This window comes from Mycobacterium kyorinense, assembly GCF_002101735.1.
Taxonomy (GTDB): Bacteria; Actinomycetota; Actinomycetes; order Mycobacteriales; family Mycobacteriaceae; genus Mycobacterium; species Mycobacterium kyorinense.
In genome coordinates, this window is record NZ_LQPE01000027.1 from 44474 (window position 1) to 61278 (window position 16805).

A 16805-nucleotide genomic window follows, 5' to 3' on the forward strand; every position below is an offset into this window, starting at 1 on the left:
AAACCCTTCTACGATGAGCCGATGAGGCGCGTGATCGATTTCGTGTGCGATCGGGTGCGGCAACGCGGCGACCTGATACCGCCCGGGTATTCCTGGAACTTCGTAGTCATGGTCGACACCGCCATGGTGCTGTTCCTGGTCGCGTCGATTCTGCAGCGCGGCCGCGCCGACCTGCCCGCCGCCGGCAGTGCGGCACTACTGGCGCTAGCGCCGTTGCTGCTGTTCTTCCTGGCTGGAGTGAAGTTTCTGCCCGGCCTGGTTTGGGCCACCTCGCTTGCGGCGACAACCATCCTGCTCTTCGCGACCTCCACACCGGTCGACGGCGACGTGGCGCCGGTATTGCTGGTGGTGGCGCTAGGGTGTACCGCTGCACTGGCGCCAGTGCTTTACGGGACATTTGCCCTCGGATCGGCGGCGGCGCTGCTGGTGGTGGCTGCCGGGATGCATCGGCTTGACGAGCTCCCGGTGTATTTGGGCATGGTCGCGATGGGCTGGCTGACCGGCATTCTGACCCGAATCCAGGCGCGGTTGATCGTCAAGCAGCAGGAGATGCAGGCGGATTTGGCCGAGCACGCCGTGGCCGACGAGCGACGACGGATCGCCCGCGAGGTGCACGACGTCATCGCCCATTCCCTTTCCGTCACAATGCTTCACGTGACAGGCGCGCGGCACGCGCTGCAGCAAGACCGCGACGTCGAGGACGCGATCGACGCGCTGACCGATGCCGAGCGGTTGGGCCGTCAGGCGATGGCCGATATCCGCCGCACGGTCGGGCTGCTCGACGCCGGTCCGGCCAAGATGGCCCCGGAACCGGAAATCGCCGACATCCCCGATCTGGTGGACGATTTCGTCCAGGCGGGGTTACCGGTCACACTGCGCACCAAGGGCGACCCAGATCGGGTATCGGCCGCGGTCGGGTTGGCTCTCTACCGGATCACCCAGGAATCGCTGACCAACATCGCCAAACACGCGCCCGAATCGAAAGCCACAGTGCAGCTGGTGATTTCGCCATCAGCCGCGGCGCTGTCGGTGGTCAATGCGGTGCCGGTGGCGGTCGGGGCCACGCCGGCATCGCGAGGCGGCCACGGGCTGGCCGGCATGCGCCAACGAGTGGAGCTGCTCGGCGGCGTAATCGACGCCGGGCCGTCTGACAACGGCTGGTCTGTGCGCGCCGAGATTCCGTTGAGCGACTCGAGCTCACGCACGCGGCGGTGCCCACTCTGACATGGGCACCACCGAGATTTCCGTCGTGCTGGTCGACGACCAGGACCTTGTGCGCTCGGGCCTGCGCCGGATCCTGCGCCGCAAAGACGGATTCGTCATCGTCGCCGAATGCGCTGACGGCGACGAGGTTTGCGACGCGGTCGCCGCGCATCGCCCCGACGTGGTGGTGATGGACCTGCGAATGAAGCGGGTCGACGGAATCGAGGCCACCCGCCGCCTCGCCGCAACCGACTCACCGCCGGTGCTGGCGCTGACCACGTTCAACGACGACGAGCTGCTCTCCGGGGCGCTGCGTGCCGGTGCGTCGGGATTCGTGCTCAAGGATTCCTCGGCCGAGGAGCTGATCCGCGCGGTGCGGGCGGTCGCCCAGGGCGACTGCTACCTCGACCCGGCGGTCACCTCACGCGTGCTGGCCACGTATCGGCGGGTCGCCGGTGAACACCGCCCGGAAGCCGTCGCCGAACTGACCGCGCGTGAGGGCGACGTGTTGCGGCTGGTTGGGCAGGGCCGGTCGAACGCCGAAATCGCCGACGAGCTCTGCATTTCCGAGCTGACAGTCAAAAGCCACATCGGCCGGATCTTCGTCAAGCTCAACCTGCGCGACCGCGCGGCGGCCATCGTCTACGCCTACGACCATGGCATCGTCACGCCGCGCTGCGCGGGTTGACTCAAGGTTGTTGCCAAGGACTTTGCAGCCAGTTCTGAGGTTCGGTCACTAACCGGGCCGACGGTGAAGATATACGCGTTGGCGGCATTGCTGGCGATCGCCGTGGCGCCCACCGCGGTGGCGCATGCGGATTCGGCCGATGACACCTTCCTGAAAGCCCTTGCCGACCAGGGGATTACAGGAGATCCCGCAGAGCTGGTCGCAGCGGGTCGCGGCGTGTGCGACAACGTTTCCGGGCTGGCCACCACGTTGCCCAAGTGGTCGAAGGCCCCGGCGTTGGGTCCTGTGATGGGCGCGCTGAACCTATCGCTATTCCAGGCGGAGTTCGTGGTCAGCGCCGCCGAAAGCGCTTACTGCCCGCAATATCTCGGGCTCGGACGCTGACCCCTACGACACCTCGTCGCCGATCTCGCCGATGTGGTTGCGCAGCACCGCGCGCCCGTCGGCCAGGTGATAGGTGACCCCGACGATCGCCAGCGTGCCCGCGGCGACCCGCTCGGCGATGGCCGTCGACCGGGCCATCAGCTGCGCGCCGGTCTCGACCACGTGCCGCGCCTCGAACTCGTCGACCCGGCTCATGCCCTCCCGGCGGCCCAGCAGGATGGACGGCGTCACCCGCTCGACCAGGTCGCGCACATAGCCGCCGGGCAGTACCCCGTCGTCGAGCGCGGACAGCGTCGCCTTCACCGCACCGCAGCTGTCGTGGCCGAGGACCACGATCAGCGGCACGTCGAGCACCGTCACCGCGAACTCGATCGAGCCCAGCACCGCGGAGTCGATCACGTGCCCCGCGGTGCGCACCACGAACACGTCGCCCAGGCCCTGGTCGAAGATGATCTCGGCGGCCACCCGGCTGTCGCCGCACCCGAACACCACAGCGGTGGGCTTTTGCCCCTCGGCGAGTTTCGCCCGGTGCTCGATGCTCTGGCTGGGATGTTCGGGCTTGCCGGCAACGAACCGCTCGTTACCCTCTTTGAGTGCCTTCCACGCGGTTATGGGATTGGTATTGGGCATGGCGCACATTCTGCCGTACCGGCCGATGATCGTCGCGGCGGAGGACCTACTGAGCTGGTACGAGCGGTCGCGGCGCGACCTGCCGTGGCGCGATCCCGGCGTCAGTCCATGGCAGATCCTGGTCAGCGAGTTCATGCTGCAGCAGACGCCGGTGGCCCGCGTCTTGCCGATCTGGACGGAGTGGGTGGTGCGCTGGCCCACCCCATCGGCGACGGCGGCGGCTAGCGCGGCCGACGTGCTGCGCGCCTGGGGCAAGCTCGGCTATCCCCGACGGGCCAAACGCCTGCACGAGTGCGCGACGGTGATCGCACGCGATCACGGTGACGTGGTGCCCGACGACGTCGACACCTTGATGACACTGCCCGGGGTCGGTTCCTACACCGCGCGGGCGGTGGCCTGTTTCGCCTACCACCAACCGGTGCCCGTGGTGGACACCAATGTGCGCCGGGTGGTGGCTCGCGCTGTGCACGGCCGCGCCGATGCCCGCGCTCCGTCGGCGGCCCGTGACCACGCCGACGTCGCCGCATTGTTGCCCGAAAACGGAGTAGCGCATCATTTTTCGGCGGCGCTGATGGAACTGGGCGCGACGGTGTGCACCGCCCGGGCGCCGAAATGCGGACTATGCCCGGTTACCGGGTGCCGATGGCGGGAACTCGGGTATCCGCCGGCCGAGGGGCCGGCACGCCGCGCGCAAACCTACGCCGGCACCGACCGCCAGGTGCGCGGCCGACTGCTGGATGTGTTGCGGGACAATGCTTCTCCGGTCACTCGCGCGCAGCTGGACGTGGCGTGGCTGACCGATACCGCGCAGCGGGACCGCGCGCTGGAGTCGCTTCTCGCCGACGGCCTGGTGACACGGATGCCCGACGGCCGCTACGCCCTAGTCGGCGAGGAGGACCGCTAAAGTCGCGTCGATAATCTGACCAATCCGGTTGCTCGTTGCTCCCGTCCGAGCGCGCACGGCGATGGTGACGAGCGCGGCGGTCGCAACCTCGGCAAGGGCCCGCGGCGCCGCCGCCGACGATAACTCCCCCTCCCGCTTGGCCCGGTCGAACCGCTCGGCGAACAACTCGGTGAACCCGTTGAAGGTCGACTCGGCGATCGCTGCGACGCGCTCGTCGCGCCTGGCCTCGGTCACGGCCGTGCCGACCAGAAAGCAGCCGCGCGGCCCGTCGTCGCCGGCAAGGTAGAACTTTCGTGCGTTCTGGTAGACGGCGCGCAACGCGGCGCGCAGTGGCCGCGGCTTCGCCAACTCGCGGGCCAACGCCGCGTGACTGTCGGCGGCGTAGCGAGCAGCCGCCGCCTCGTACAGTTCCCGCTTGTCACCGAACCCCGCGTAGATGCTCGGCCGGTTCATGCCCATTGCCGCGCTCAGCTCGTCCAACGACGTCGCCCCATAGCCATTGCGCCAGAACGTGTCCCGGGCCTGCTTGAGCGCGACGTCGGGATCGTAGCGCCGCGGCCTGCCCCGCGGCCTTCTTGTCGGTTCCATATTTTTATACGACATTGTACAAAATGATGACATGCGATATCGACGGCCGACGGGTGCACTACGTCGACACCGGCAGCGGGGAGCCGGTGCTGCTGCTGCACGGCTACCCGCAAAGCTCATCATGCTGGCGGCATCAAATTCCCGCGCTGGCGGCGCGCCACCGGGTCATCGCGCCGGACTGGCCCGGCTTCGGCCGTTCGGAGCCACCCGCGACCTCGCCGAGCTACGACGACGAAGTCGACCGCATCGAGCGGCTCGTGGCGCGACTGGGCTTGGAGCGCTTCAACCTCATCGCACACGACTACGGCGGATTTCTCGGCCTGGGCTACACCCTGCGCCACCCCGAGCGCGTGTAGCGGTTGGCGCTGCTGAACAGCCGGGCGCACGGTGTTTTTCGGCCATGGTTCTACAACTTCTCGCTCGGGCAGCGGTGGCTGGCCACGCATCGCATCGGCACACGCGTGGTGCGCCGCCTACCCGTGCGAACGCTGCATCATGTTGCGTTCCGCCGTTATCGCGACCTTGGATGCTTCGACACCGATCTCGAGACCGAGTACCTCGGTTGGATGGACCAGCCAGGCGGCAAGCGAACGTTCACCGAGTTCTTCGCGCACTACCATCTGCCCCTGGTGCCGTGGCTGGCCCCGCGACTTGCTGAAATCGACTGCCCGACCGCGATTATCTGGGGCGACCGTGACGCGTACATCCCGTTTCGGACCGCCGAGGAACTCGCCGAGCGGATCCCGGGCGCAACGTTGACGCGTCTGCGCGGCGCCGACCACTACGTCATGGAAGAGCGGCCCGACCAAGTGACCTCTGCGCTGCTGGACCTGCTGGCCCGTCACCCCGCCAGAAACGATTCCACCGCCTCGCGGTAGACCTCCGGGGCGTCGTCGTGCACCAGATGGCCGGCTTCGGGAACACGTATATAGCTTGTCCGACAGCCTGTTTCGCTCATCGCACGCATCTGCCCGGGCGGCGTGACCGAGTTGCCGGCTTCGATCAGCAGCGCCGGCGCGCGCACCGCCTTCCATTGCGCCCAGTAGTCGCGGGTGCCCCACTCGGCGGCGATCTCGATCCATCGTTCGACGTGGCCGTGCAGCCGCCAGCCAGTCGCGGTGCGATCGAAGGATTCCAGAAAGTAGCGCCCGGCGATATCGCCGAATTCGGCGAATACCTGCTCGGCAGTACCGAATTCGACTGGCAGGGCGTGCAGCCACGGCTCCCAGGGTCCCGTGGTGCGGCCGCGGAAATCCGGCGCCATGTCCTCGACCACCAGCGCCGCCACCAGGTCAGGACGCTCGGCCGCCAGGCACCAGGAGTGCAGCGCGCCCATCGAATGGCCGACCAGCCGCGCCGGTACGCCCAGCGCGGCCACCGCGTCGCCGAGATCCGCCACGAAGCGTTCGGTGCTGATCGGGTGCGGGTCGGCGACGTCGCGGCCGCGGTGCCACGGCGCGTCATAGGTGTACACGGCGCCCAACCGGGTCAGCCAGGGCAGCTGACGCGACCACGTGGTCCCGCGCCCCATCAGACCGTGCACCAGCACCACCGGCCGGCCGCGCCCGCCGCGATGGGTCAACAGGTCGGCGGTCATGTCCGGCACGGTAGCCTGGCGGCATGCCAGTGGTGAAGATCAACGCAATCGAGGTGCCTGCCGACGCCGGCCCCGAGCTGGAGAAGCGGTTCGCACACCGCGCGCACGCCGTCGAGAACTCGCCCGGATTCCTCGGTTTCCAGCTGCTTCGCCCGGTCAAGGGCGAAGACCGCTACTTCGTGGTGACCCAGTGGGAATCCGAGGAAGCCTTCCAGGCCTGGGCCACCGGGCCCGCCATCGAGGCCCACGCCGGCCACCGGGCCAACCCGGTGGCGACCGGGGCGTCGCTGCTGGAATTCGAGGTTGTGCTGGACGTTGCCGGCTCTGGCTCGAAGGCATAGCCCGCGCCGGGGACGGCATCGCGCGGCGGCGCTGGGCGCCGTCGCCACGCTGGTCACCGCCCTGGCCCCGGGTTGCAGCCCACCACCCGCGCCGTCCGCGAACGCCGCCGATGCCGGTGTGCGGATCGACACCAGGACGCCGCCCGGCATGCGGGCCAAGCAGACCGTCGACATGCTCAACTCGGACTGGCCGATCGGCCCGGTCGGAGTGCGTACGCTGGCCGCACCCGACATGGTGGAGTCGGTCGAGCGCTCGATGGAAGAGCTCTGGTGGGACCGCCCCTTCACCGTGGGCGACGTCGCGATCAGCGCCGGCGCGGCCACCTTGCAGCTCATCACGTCCTACGGCGCGCGCCAGAACGTCCGGATCCACACCGACGACGCCACTTTGGTCGACGGGTTCGACGTCACCACGCAGGCTCCTGTCATCTCCTCCTGGCGTGACGTCGACGCCACGTTGACACGGACCGGTGCCCGCTACTCGTGGCAAGTCACCAAGGTCGACGACGGCCACTGCGATCGAGTGGCGGGCACCAATACCGCCGAATCCCTGCCGTTGGCTTCGATTTTCAAGTTGTACGTGCTCTACGCCGTCGCCCAGGCGGTCAACGACGGAACGGTTTCCTGGGACGACCAGCTGACCGTCACCGACAAGGGCAAGGCGGTCGGTTCCGGATTGGAATTGCCGGTGGGAGCGCATATTTCGGTCCGTACCGCGGCCGAGAAGATGATCGCCACCAGCGACAACATGGCCACCGACCTGCTGATCGGAAAGGTGGGACCACACGCCGTCGAGAACGCGCTGGTCGCGGCCGGCCATCACGACCCGGCCAGCATGACGCCATTCCCGACGATGTACGAGTTGTTCTCGGTCGCCTGGGGAAAACCCGATGTGCGCGAGCAGTGGAAGCAGGCGGTCAACCCGCAAGCCCGCGCCCAGTTGCTGCAGCAGGCCAATTCCCGTGTATACCAACCGGATCCGACGCGCGCGCACACGCCGGCGTCGGGCTTCGGCGCGGAGTGGTATGGCAGCGCCGAGGACATCTGCCGTGTCCATGCGGCGCTGCAGGCCGCCGCGGTCGGCAAGGCCGCGCCTGTCAAGCAGATCATGTCCGCGGTGCCCGGCGTGGACTTGGACCGGCGGGTGTGGCCGTACATCGGCGCCAAAGCCGGTGGCCTGCCAGGTGACTTGACGTTCAGCTGGTACGCGGTGGACCACACCGGTCAGCCGTGGGTGGTCAGTTTCCAGCTGAACTGGGGCCGCGACCACGGGCCGAGGGTGACCGGCTGGATGCTGCAGATCGCCAGGCAGGTCTTCGCGCTGCTGCCGATGCCGCGCTAGTCTTTCGCGGTAGTCATGTGACGGCGAGGAAACCGGTGCGTATTCCGGTGCGGTCGCGCCACTGTGACCAGCGTTGCACGCTGGAAGCCAGACCTTCCCGTCACATCGCGGATGAGGACGCGTAATCCTCGGAAGGCGGTCTGATGTTTCGGTTGGCTTCAACGGGCTGGACTCGTCGCGACCGAATCGAGATCAGTGTGCTGCTCGGCGCGATCGCGCTGATGCATCTCGTCGGCTTCGTGACGCTGTTCATGATCATCGCGCCGCGCCACTATCACGCCGGAAGCCAGATCTTCGGTGCCGGTTTGGGGCTTACCGCATACTTGTTCGGGCTGCGGCACGCATTCGACGCCGACCATATCGCCGCGATCGACAACACCACGCGCAAGCTGATGACCGACGGCCACAAACCGAAATCTGTCGGGTTCTGGTTCGCCATGGGCCATTCCACGATCGTGCTGGTGATGGCGGTGCTGGTCATCGTCGGCGCCCACGCGGTCGGCGTCTTGGTCGACGACGACTCGCCCACGCGACGCGCGCTCGGTTTCGCCGGCACCTTGGCCTCCGGCCTGTTCCTCTACCTGATCGCGGCCATGAACATCATTGCGTTGATCGGGATATCGCGCGCTTTCACCAAACTGCGCCGCGGCGACTATTCCGACGAAGAGCTCGAAGCCGCGTTGAACGACCGCGGCTTTTTGGCCCGGCTGCTGCGCCCGATCATGAACCGCATCAAACGGCCGGTGCAGATCTACCCCGTCGGCGTGTTGTTCGGTCTCGGCTTCGACACCGCCACCGAGGTCGCGCTGCTGGCGCTGGCCGGCACCGGCGCCGCCGCCGGGCTGCCCTGGTACGCCGTGCTGGTGCTGCCGCTGCTGTTCGCGGCAGGCATGAGCCTGATGGACACCTTCGACGGCTTACTGATGACCGCCGCTTACGACTGGGCGTTCCTGCAGCCGGTCCGCAAGATCTACTACAACCTCACCGTCACCGGGTTGTCGATTGCGGTGGCGCTGCTGATCGGGTCGATCGAGCTGGTGTCGATATTGCACGACGACCTCAATTGGGTTGACCCCGTTACCAGTTGGATCAGCAACATCGACCTTAACAACGCCGGCGTCGCGATCGTCGGGTTGTTCGCGGTCACCTGGGCCGGCGCGATCGCCTACTGGAAGCTGGCAGGAGTCGAGGCACGCTGGCAGCCGGCCCGGCCGGAGTAAACCGCCAGCGGTTTACTCGGTGGCGGCGCTGTGCGCCCCGCCCGCGCTGTGCGCACCGGCCTTGGCCAGATCCGGCCCGACCGGCTCCACGGGCTTGGGGCTCCCGGTGAACGTGAACTTGGCGTCCTCGCCGGAGCCTTCGCCGTCCCAGTCGTCCACGTCGACGGTGACGACCTGGCCCGGGCCGACCTCCTCGAACAGGATCTTCTCGGACAGCGCGTCCTCGATCTCGCGCTGAATGGTGCGTCGCAGCGGACGAGCACCCAGCACCGGGTCGAAGCCCCGCTTGGCCAAAAGCGCCTTGGCCTTGTCGGTCAGCACCAGCGCCATGTCCTTGCTCTTGAGCTGCTTTTCCACCCGGCCGATCATCAGCTCGACCATCCGGATGATCTCGTCGCGAGTCAGCTGGTGGAAGACGATGATGTCGTCGATCCGGTTGAGGAACTCCGGGCGGAAGTGCTTCTTGAGCTCGTCGTTGACCTTCTGCTTCATCCGCTCGTAGTTGTTCTCACCGCCACCCTGCGAGAAGCCCAGGCCCACCGCTTTGGAGATGTCGGCGGTACCGAGGTTGGACGTGAAGATCAGCACGGTGTTCTTGAAGTCGACCGTGCGGCCCTGCCCGTCGGTGAGCCGGCCGTCCTCGAGCACCTGCAACAGGCTGTTGTAGATCTCCTGGTGCGCCTTTTCGATCTCGTCGAACAGCACCACCGAGAACGGCTTACGCCGCACCTTCTCGGTGAGCTGGCCACCCTCCTCGTAGCCGACGTATCCCGGCGGGGCGCCGAACAACCGCGACGCGGTGAACCGGTCGTGGAACTCACCCATGTCGATCTGGATGAGCGCGTCGTCGTCGCCGAACAGGAACTCCGCCAGCGCCTTGGACAGCTCGGTCTTACCCACACCGGACGGGCCGGCGAAGATGAACGAACCCGACGGCCGCTTGGGGTCCTTCAACCCTGCGCGGGTGCGACGGATCGCCTTGGAGACCGCCTTGACGGCGTCCTCCTGGCCGATGATCCGCTTGTGCAGTTCCTCCTCCATGCGCAGCAGCCGGGTGGTCTCGGCCTCGGTGAGCTTGAACACCGGGATTCCGGTCCAGTTGCCCAGCACCTCGGCGATCTGCTCGTCGTCGACCTCGGCGACGACGTCGAGATCGCCTGAGCGCCACTGCTTTTCGCGCTCAGCGCGCTGGGCCACGAGTTGCTTTTCGCGGTCGCGGAGGCTGGCGGCCTTCTCGAAGTCCTGCGCGTCGATCGCGGACTCCTTCTCGCGGCGGGCTTCGGCGATCTTCTCGTCGAACTCGCGCAGGTCGGGCGGCGCGGTCATCCGGCGGATCCGCATCCGGGCACCGGCCTCGTCGATCAGGTCGATGGCCTTGTCCGGCAGGAACCGGTCGTTGATGTAGCGGTCGGCCAGGGTTGCCGCGGCCACCATCGCACTGTCGGTGATGGACACCCGGTGGTGCGCCTCGTAGCGGTCGCGCAGACCTTTGAGGATCTCGATCGTGTGCTCGACCGTCGGCTCGCCCACCTGCACCGGCTGGAAGCGGCGCTCCAGCGCGGCGTCCTTCTCGATGTACTTGCGGTACTCGTCGAGGGTGGTGGCGCCGATGGTCTGCAGCTCACCGCGGGCCAGCTTGGGCTTGAGGATGCTCGCGGCGTCGATGGCGCCCTCGGCGGCACCGGCACCGACCAGCGTGTGCAGCTCGTCGATGAACAGGATGATGTCGCCGCGGGTGTTGATCTCCTTGAGCACCTTCTTCAGCCGCTCTTCGAAGTCACCGCGGTAGCGCGAGCCGGCCACCAGCGAACCCAGGTCCAGCGTGTAGAGCTGCTTGTCCTTCAACGTCTCGGGGACCTCGCCGTGCACGATGGCCTGCGCCAGGCCCTCGACGACGGCGGTCTTGCCGACACCCGGCTCGCCGATCAGCACCGGGTTGTTCTTGGTGCGACGGGAGAGCACCTGCATGACCCGCTCGATTTCCTTCTCGCGGCCGATGACCGGGTCGAGCTTGCCCTCCATCGCGGCGGCGGTCAGGTTGCGGCCGAACTGGTCGAGCACCAACGACGTCGACGGCGAGCCGGACTCGCCGCCACGGCCTCCGGTGCCGGCCTCGGCGGTCTCCTTGCCCTGGTAGCCACTCAGCAGTTGGATCACCTGCTGGCGCACCCGGGTCAGCTCGGCGCCGAGCTTGACCAGCACCTGGGCCGCGACGCCCTCGCCCTCCCGGATCAGCCCGAGCAGAATGTGCTCGGTGCCGATGTAGTTGTGGCCAAGCTGCAGCGCTTCCCGCAGGGAGAGCTCCAGCACCTTCTTGGCGCGCGGCGTGAACGGGATGTGGCCCGACGGCGCCTGCTGGCCCTGGCCGATGATTTCCTCGACCTGGCTGCGCACGCCCTCGAGCGAAATGCCCAGCGATTCCAGCGACTTCGCGGCGACGCCTTCGCCCTCGTGGATCAGGCCCAACAGGATGTGCTCAGTGCCGATGTAGTTGTGGTTGAGCATCCGGGCCTCTTCCTGCGCCAGGACGACGACCCTGCGGGCACGGTCGGTAAATCTCTCGAACATTGGCGGTTACCTGCTCTCCCTCACCATCGGTACTGCGGCGGGCTTTGGGTTGGTCCCTGCGTACCTGCCATCCACTGTAATGGGCGGCCGGCCGGGCTTCCTACCTCACGGTCGGCCGCACCAAAGCGATACCAATGGAACGCCGTAATCGCCGAAACGTTTCCCGGCGCTATCGGGTGATCAGTTCGCCACCAGCGAAAGAATTCCTAGGTCAGATCGCGCGGCTTCTCCTCATCGCGCTTCGCGCTCTGCATCGTCGCCACGCGGGTCAGGTGGCCGCGTGGAATGCGTCGATGACGTCGGCCGGGATGCGGCCGCGGGTCGAGACGTTGTGCCCGTTGCGGCGGGCCCATTCCCGGATTGCAGCGCTCTGTTCGCGGTCGATGGCCCCACGGCCGCGACCGGAGGAACGTCCGCGCCGGCGACCGCCCACCCGACGGCCGGCGTCGACCCATTTCTTCAGGTCGCTACGCAGTTTGTTGGCATTCTTGCTTGAAAGATCAATCTCATAGGTCACTCCGTCGAGCCCGAATTCGACGGTTTCGTCGGCGGCGCCCTCACCGTCGAAATCATCGACCAAGGTGACGGTCACTTTCTTCGCCATTAGCTCCCTCAACTTCTTCCTGTGCACTTACTGTGCACGTCACATTGTCCGCCCCGTGGCACTAATCTGCCATAGCCGTGCATGGTATTCAATACCACGATCACGGTCGCTGAGTAGTTAGTTGGTGTGCGGACGAACAATCGGGAACAAAACTGTCTCTCTAATTGACAGGCCAGTCAAAGCCATCAACAACCGATCGATACCCATTCCGGTTCCGGTACACGGCGGCATGGCGTACTCGAGGGCGGCCAAAAAATCCTCGTCGAGTGCCATCGCCTCGTCGTCGCCGGCCGCGGCCGCCCGCGCCTGTGCCGCGAATCGCTCGCGCTGCACCACCGGGTCGATCAATTCGGAGTATCCGGTGGCCAGTTCGACACCGCGCAGGTATAAATCCCATTTCTCGGTGACACCGGGGATGCTGCGGTGCTGCCGGGTCAAAGGCGTTGTCTCCACAGGGAAATCCCGCACGAAGGTGGGGGCGGTGAGCCGGGCGCCGACGGTGTGCTCCCAGAGTTCCTCGACCAGCTTGCCGTGCCCATATCCGCGGTCGGCGGGTATCTCGATACCGAGCCGATCGGCAATGCTGAGCAAGTGCTCGACAGCGGTCTGCGGTGTGATCTCTTCACCGATCGCTTCGGATAGGGACGGATACATTTGTATCGAGGCCCATTCTCCGTCGATGTCGTAGATAGTGCCGTCCGGCAACGGAAGTTGTCGGGTGCCGATCGCCTCGTCAGCCACCTGTTGAATAAGCTCGCGGGTCACAACTGCCGAATCGTCATACGTTCCATACGCCTGGTACGTCTCCAGCATGGAAAATTCCGGCGAATGTGTGGAATCGGCCCCTTCGTTTCGGAACACGCGATTAAGTTCGAACACCTTGTCAAACCCACCGACCACACAGCGCTTGAGGAAGAGTTCCGGCGCGATCCGCAGGTAGAGATCGATGTCGAGCGCATTGGAGTGCGTGACGAACGGCCGCGCCGCCGCGCCCCCTGCCAATGTCTGCAACATCGGTGTCTCGACCTCAAGAAACCCGCGTTGTTCGAGCGCGTTGCGTATTGCACGGACGACGACAATTCGCTGACGGGCGACGCTGCGGGCCTGCGGGCGGATGATCAGGTCGACGTAGCGTTGCCGCACCCGCGACTCTTCGTTCATTTCTTTGTGCGCGACCGGCAGCGGCCGCAGCGCCTTGGACGCCATGTGCCAGGAATCCCCCAGGACGGACAACTCGCCGCGCCGCGAGCTGATGACCTCGCCGTGCACGAACACGATGTCGCCGATGTCGACGTCGGCCTTCCATGCGTCCAGCGCCTCGGCGCCGACGCCCGCGAGACTGATCATCACCTGCAATTGGGTGCCGTCACCCTCCTGCAGCGTCGCAAAGCACAATTTGCCCGAATTGCGGATGAAAATCACCCGGCCGGCCACGCCGACGCGCTCACCGGTGGTGGCGTCGGCCGGCAGGTCGGGGTAGGCGGCCCGAATCTGGGCCAGCGTGTGGGTGCGCTCCACGACCACCGGGTAGGGGTCGTGGCCCTCCGCCAGCAGCCGAGCACGCTTGTCGCGGCGGATTCGATACTGCTCGGGAATATCCGGGTCGGCGGAGTTCACGACGTGCCAGCTTAAAACAGCCCGTCAGCGGGCTGTCTTGAGCCGTCCGCGCTGGCTGTCGCGGTTGCGTTCGAATACCAGCCGCAGGCCGTGCAGGGTCAGGTGCTGGTCGTAATGGTCGACACAGTGCAGTTCGGGCAACAGCAGCGGCGCGGTGTGCCCGGTGGCCACCACCGCGACGTCGTCGCCGGCGAAGCCGTCCACGTCGTCGCGCACACGGCTTACCAACCCGTCGACCAGCCCGGCGAAGCCGAACACCGCCCCGGCCTGCATGCACTCGACCGTGTTCTTGCCGACCACCGAGCGCGGGCGAGACAGCTCGACGCGCCGCAGCGCCGCCGACCGCGCCGCAGCGGCATCGGACGACACCTGCACACCGGGCGCGATGGCGCCGCCCAGGAATTCGCCTTTGGCGGAGACCACGTCCACACAGATCGACGAACCGAAGTCGATCACGATTGCCGCCGACCCGTATTTCTGAAAAGCCGCCAGGCAATTGACGATCCGGTCGGCGCCGACCTCCTTCGGGTTGTCGACCAGCAACGGGATACCGGTGCGAACGCCGGGTTCGATCAGCACGTGCGGCACCGACGGCCAGTACTGGTCGAGCATGACCCGCACCTCGTGCAGCACCGACGGAACGGTGGACAGCGCGGCGGCGCCGGTGAGCCGTTCGGAATCGTCACCGATCAGGCCGTCGATGGTCAGCGCCAGTTCGTCGGCCGTCACTTCGGCTTCGGTGCGGATGCGCCACTGCTGCACCACCTTCGCGTGCTCTTTGGATCCCGAGAGCAGGCCGACGACGGTGTGCGTGTTGCGGACGTCGATCGCGAGGAGCACGACTACCGCGGGGACAGCAGGTCGGACGCGTCGTCGGGCACGAACGCCGGGTCGTGGCCCAGGTCTATCGGGCGGTTGGCGGCGTCGACGAACACGATGCGCGGCTGGTAGCTGCGGGCTTCGACGTCGTCCATCGTCGCGTAGGCGATCAGGATGACCAGGTCGCCCGGGTGCACGAGATGCGCTGCGGCGCCGTTGATTCCGATCACACCGCTACCGCGCTCCCCGGTGATGGCGTAGGTGACCAGCCGGGCGCCGTTGTCGATGTCGACGATGGTCACCTGCTCGCCCTCGAGGAGGTCGGCGGCGTCCATCAGGTCGGCGTCGATGGTCACCGATCCGACGTAGTGCAGGTCGGCTTGTGTGACGGTCGCCCGGTGGATCTTCGACTTGAGCATTGTCCGTAACATCAGTTCCTCCAGCATGTTTCGAGTCGACCGTCGGCTGTGACGGTAGTTCCGATATTGATGGCGATGTTGTCGAGAAGTCTGGTGGTGCCAAGTCGCGCGGCTACCAGCAGCCGCGCGGGGCCGTGGCTGGGTGCCGGCCCGAGCGCGGGGTCGCGCAGTTGCAGGTAGTCGACGTCGATCGCCGACACGGCCAACAGCACGGCACGCGCCGCGTCCAAGGCGGCTTCGGCCCCGGCCGGCGCGGCGTGTTTACCGGCCAGCAGCGCGGCCGACAGCGTGCTTGCCAGTTCTCGCTGCGCCGGGTCGAGGTAGCGATTGCGGGAAGACATTGCCAGGCCGTCGGTTTCGCGAACGATCGGCACTCCGACAACTTGGACGTCGATGTTCAGGTCGGCGACCATCTGCCGGACCAGCACGAGCTGCTGATAGTCCTTCTCTCCGAAGAAGATCCGGTCGGGGTGCACGATCTGCAACAGTTTCAGCACAACGGTCAGCATGCCCGCGAAATGCGTTGGGCGCGCGGCACCTTCGAGCTCGGCTCCCAGCGGACCGGGCTGCACTGCGGTGCGCGGGCCGTCGGGATACATCGAGGCGACGGTCGGTATGAAGACCACCTCGACCCCTTCGTCGCGCAACAACGCCAGGTCGTCGTCGAGCGTCCGCGGATAGGCGTCGAGGTCTTCCCCGGCGCCGAACTGCAGCGGGTTGACGAAGATCGACACGACGACCACCGAGCCGGGCACCCGTTTGGCGGCGCGAACGAGGGCCAGGTGGCCGTCGTGCAGCGCGCCCATGGTGGGCACCAGCATCACACGCCGCCCGGTGTGGCGCAGTGCCCGGCTGACGGCCGACACATCACCGGGTGCGGCGTAGACGTTGAGTTCGCCGGCGCGGAATTTGGGCGTCGTATTCAGGGTCATCGCGCCAGCACCTCGAAGACCTCGGCGGGGGCATGCGCCCGCTCGGCCGTGCGCAGGGCGTTCACCCGATATGCGTGGGCCAGCCGCGGGTCGACCGCGGCCAGCGCGTCCAGGTGTGCGGCGAGCGCGTCGGCGTCACCGCGTGCGACCGGCCCGGTGAGCGCGGCCTGACCGCGTTGCAGGATGTTTTCCAGCGCCGCCCGGGACAGCGGCCCCAGCACGCGTTCGGCGATGCCGTCGGGGTCGTCGAGCCCGAGTTCTCCGGGCAGCGCGAACCGCAAGGCGTCCAGTGCGTCGCCGAGCACCGTGACGAGGTGGTTGGCGGCGTGGGCCAACGCGGCGTGATACAGCGGGCGGGCCTCTTCGCGGACCCGGAACGGCTCGCCGCCGATCTCCAGGACAAGTGACTGGGCGATCGCGTAGCCGACCTCGTCGGCCGCGGTGATCCCGAAGCAGGTATCGGACAGCCGGGCGATGTCCTCGTCGGACCCGGTGAACGTCATCGCCGGGTGAATCGCCAGCGGGGTGCAGTCGGTCAGCGGCGCCAGCACACCGACGCCGTTGGCGCCGGACGTGTGGGCCACGATCGTGCCGGGCCGCACCGCGCAGGTCGCGGCCAAACCGGACACCAGGCCGGGCAGTTCGGTGTCGGGCACCGCCAACAGCAACAGTTCGGCGCTGCTGGCCACCTCGGGGACGGGAAAGATCGGGGTGTCGGGCAGCCGCCGCTGCGCCCGCTCCCTCGATGCCCGGGAGATGGCGCTGCATGCCACCACGACATGGTCGACGCGCTCCAGCGCGACCCCTAATGCGGTGCCCACCCGGCCCGCGGAGATGATTCCCACCTTGAGCCGGGCCGGGCGCAATCCGTCGAACTGCACCATCGCAGACGACCCTCGCAAGTTCCTTAGTTCGTTCCAGTCCCGCGTGGCGGGTACCGGACGGTCAC

At 67.1% G+C, this 16805-nt stretch carries 19 protein-coding genes; 9 read left to right on the forward strand and 10 right to left on the reverse strand.

Features of this window, described 5'->3' with window-relative positions:
* The first annotated feature begins 21 nt into the window (after positions 1–21).
* The 3 genes from AWC14_RS05035 (at position 22) to AWC14_RS05045 (ending at position 2275) form a co-directional block, all read left to right on the forward strand.
* Positions 22–1224 carry a sensor histidine kinase gene (locus AWC14_RS05035; protein WP_045382903.1) on the forward strand — a complete coding sequence of 401 codons (1203 nt, stop codon included), beginning with the start codon at positions 22–24 and terminating at the stop codon, positions 1222–1224.
* 1 nt (position 1225) lies between these two features.
* Positions 1226–1891, forward strand: a complete 666-nt coding sequence (locus AWC14_RS05040; protein WP_045382866.1) for a response regulator transcription factor — start codon at positions 1226–1228, stop codon at positions 1889–1891.
* Between the two features lie 63 nt (positions 1892–1954).
* Entirely contained in the window at positions 1955–2275 is a 321-nt protein-coding gene (locus AWC14_RS05045) for a DUF732 domain-containing protein (protein WP_045382863.1), read from the forward strand.
* A 3-nt stretch (positions 2276–2278) separates the two neighbouring features.
* Here AWC14_RS05045 and AWC14_RS05050 read toward each other — a convergent pair whose 3' ends face one another.
* Entirely contained in the window at positions 2279–2905 is a 627-nt protein-coding gene (locus AWC14_RS05050) for a carbonic anhydrase (protein ID WP_045382860.1), read from the reverse strand.
* Here AWC14_RS05050 and AWC14_RS05055 point away from each other — a divergent pair.
* Entirely contained in the window at positions 2904–3809 is a 906-nt protein-coding gene (locus tag AWC14_RS05055; RefSeq protein WP_045382857.1) for an HhH-GPD family protein, read from the forward strand. The genes AWC14_RS05050 and AWC14_RS05055 overlap by 2 nt on opposite strands.
* On the opposite strand, the gene AWC14_RS05060 is transcribed toward AWC14_RS05055, so the two are convergent.
* Entirely contained in the window at positions 3786–4412 is a 627-nt protein-coding gene (locus tag AWC14_RS05060; RefSeq protein WP_045382854.1) for a TetR/AcrR family transcriptional regulator, read from the reverse strand. The genes AWC14_RS05055 and AWC14_RS05060 overlap by 24 nt on opposite strands.
* Before the next feature lie 8 nt (positions 4413–4420).
* Between AWC14_RS05060 and AWC14_RS30295 the strand changes: the two genes are divergently transcribed.
* Positions 4421–4753 (forward strand): alpha/beta fold hydrolase, encoded by a 333-nt coding sequence (locus tag AWC14_RS30295; protein WP_158089866.1) that lies wholly within the window; start codon positions 4421–4423, stop codon positions 4751–4753.
* A gap of 3 nt (positions 4754–4756) precedes the next feature.
* Positions 4757–5275: an alpha/beta fold hydrolase gene (locus tag AWC14_RS30300; RefSeq protein WP_158089867.1), complete on the forward strand. Its 519-nt coding sequence runs from the start codon at positions 4757–4759 to the stop codon at positions 5273–5275.
* Here the strand turns inward: AWC14_RS30300 and AWC14_RS05070 are convergent.
* Positions 5239–6003 carry an alpha/beta fold hydrolase gene (locus AWC14_RS05070; RefSeq protein ID WP_142281558.1) on the reverse strand — a complete coding sequence of 255 codons (765 nt, stop codon included), beginning with the start codon at positions 6001–6003 and terminating at the stop codon, positions 5239–5241. The two genes, AWC14_RS30300 and AWC14_RS05070, sit on opposite strands and share 37 nt — an antisense overlap.
* Positions 6004–6017: 14 nt before the next feature.
* Here AWC14_RS05070 and mhuD point away from each other — a divergent pair, with 14 nt between their 5' ends.
* The 3 genes from mhuD (at position 6018) to nicT (ending at position 8897) form a co-directional block, all read left to right on the forward strand.
* A complete protein-coding gene (mhuD, locus tag AWC14_RS05075) occupies positions 6018–6335 on the forward strand; it encodes a mycobilin-forming heme oxygenase MhuD (protein WP_045382847.1) in 318 nt (105 codons plus the stop codon).
* The gene (locus AWC14_RS05080; protein ID WP_428838944.1) at positions 6298–7677 is read left to right on the forward strand and encodes a serine hydrolase; all 1380 of its coding nucleotides are present in this window, start codon (positions 6298–6300) and stop codon (positions 7675–7677) included. Before mhuD ends, AWC14_RS05080 begins: the two co-directional genes overlap by 38 nt.
* A gap of 143 nt (positions 7678–7820) precedes the next feature.
* The gene (nicT, locus tag AWC14_RS05085) at positions 7821–8897 is read left to right on the forward strand and encodes a Nickel transporter NicT (RefSeq protein ID WP_045382841.1); all 1077 of its coding nucleotides are present in this window, start codon (positions 7821–7823) and stop codon (positions 8895–8897) included.
* Positions 8898–8909: 12 nt separating this feature from the next.
* On the opposite strand, the gene clpC1 is transcribed toward nicT, so the two are convergent.
* The 7 genes from clpC1 to AWC14_RS05120 form a co-directional block, all read right to left on the reverse strand.
* Entirely contained in the window at positions 8910–11465 is a 2556-nt protein-coding gene (gene clpC1, locus AWC14_RS05090; RefSeq protein ID WP_045382838.1) for an ATP-dependent protease ATP-binding subunit ClpC, read from the reverse strand.
* Positions 11466–11733: 268 nt separating this feature from the next.
* Positions 11734–12069 (reverse strand): histone-like nucleoid-structuring protein Lsr2, encoded by a 336-nt coding sequence (lsr2, locus tag AWC14_RS05095; protein ID WP_045382835.1) that lies wholly within the window; start codon positions 12067–12069, stop codon positions 11734–11736.
* A gap of 117 nt (positions 12070–12186) precedes the next feature.
* Entirely contained in the window at positions 12187–13686 is a 1500-nt protein-coding gene (gene lysS, locus AWC14_RS05100; RefSeq protein WP_045382833.1) for a lysine--tRNA ligase, read from the reverse strand.
* A gap of 24 nt (positions 13687–13710) precedes the next feature.
* Complete coding sequence (locus tag AWC14_RS05105) at positions 13711–14526, reverse strand: type III pantothenate kinase (protein ID WP_045382829.1); 816 nt, start codon at positions 14524–14526, stop codon at positions 13711–13713.
* A 2-nt stretch (positions 14527–14528) separates the two neighbouring features.
* Positions 14529–14936, reverse strand: a complete 408-nt coding sequence (gene panD / locus AWC14_RS05110; RefSeq protein ID WP_045382901.1) for an aspartate 1-decarboxylase — start codon at positions 14934–14936, stop codon at positions 14529–14531.
* Positions 14936–15856, reverse strand: coding sequence for a pantoate--beta-alanine ligase (gene panC, locus AWC14_RS05115; RefSeq protein ID WP_045382826.1), 921 nt, complete (start codon positions 15854–15856; stop codon positions 14936–14938). The genes panD and panC overlap by 1 nt, the downstream gene beginning before the upstream one ends.
* A complete protein-coding gene (locus tag AWC14_RS05120; protein WP_045382823.1) occupies positions 15853–16740 on the reverse strand; it encodes a Rossmann-like and DUF2520 domain-containing protein in 888 nt (295 codons plus the stop codon). Before AWC14_RS05120 ends, panC begins: the two co-directional genes overlap by 4 nt.
* Positions 16741–16805 lie beyond the last annotated feature (65 nt).

Coding starts and splice junctions, on each gene's coding strand:
- AWC14_RS05035 (WP_045382903.1), top strand. CDS start 22: ATGAGGCGCGTGATCGATTTCGTGTGCGATCGGGTGCGGCAACGCGGC.
- AWC14_RS05040 (WP_045382866.1), top strand. CDS start 1,226: ATGGGCACCACCGAGATTTCCGTCGTGCTGGTCGACGACCAGGACCTT.
- AWC14_RS05055 (WP_045382857.1), top strand. CDS start 2,904: ATGGCGCACATTCTGCCGTACCGGCCGATGATCGTCGCGGCGGAGGAC.
- AWC14_RS05050 (WP_045382860.1), bottom strand. CDS start 2,905: ATGCCCAATACCAATCCCATAACCGCGTGGAAGGCACTCAAAGAGGGT.
- AWC14_RS05060 (WP_045382854.1), bottom strand. CDS start 4,412: ATGTCGTATAAAAATATGGAACCGACAAGAAGGCCGCGGGGCAGGCCG.
- AWC14_RS30295 (WP_158089866.1), top strand. CDS start 4,421: ATGATGACATGCGATATCGACGGCCGACGGGTGCACTACGTCGACACC.
- mhuD (WP_045382847.1), top strand. CDS start 6,018: ATGCCAGTGGTGAAGATCAACGCAATCGAGGTGCCTGCCGACGCCGGC.
- nicT (WP_045382841.1), top strand. CDS start 7,821: ATGTTTCGGTTGGCTTCAACGGGCTGGACTCGTCGCGACCGAATCGAG.
- clpC1 (WP_045382838.1), bottom strand. CDS start 11,465: ATGTTCGAGAGATTTACCGACCGTGCCCGCAGGGTCGTCGTCCTGGCG.
- lsr2 (WP_045382835.1), bottom strand. CDS start 12,069: ATGGCGAAGAAAGTGACCGTCACCTTGGTCGATGATTTCGACGGTGAG.
- panD (WP_045382901.1), bottom strand. CDS start 14,936: ATGTTACGGACAATGCTCAAGTCGAAGATCCACCGGGCGACCGTCACA.
- panC (WP_045382826.1), bottom strand. CDS start 15,856: ATGACCCTGAATACGACGCCCAAATTCCGCGCCGGCGAACTCAACGTC.
- AWC14_RS05120 (WP_045382823.1), bottom strand. CDS start 16,740: ATGGTGCAGTTCGACGGATTGCGCCCGGCCCGGCTCAAGGTGGGAATC.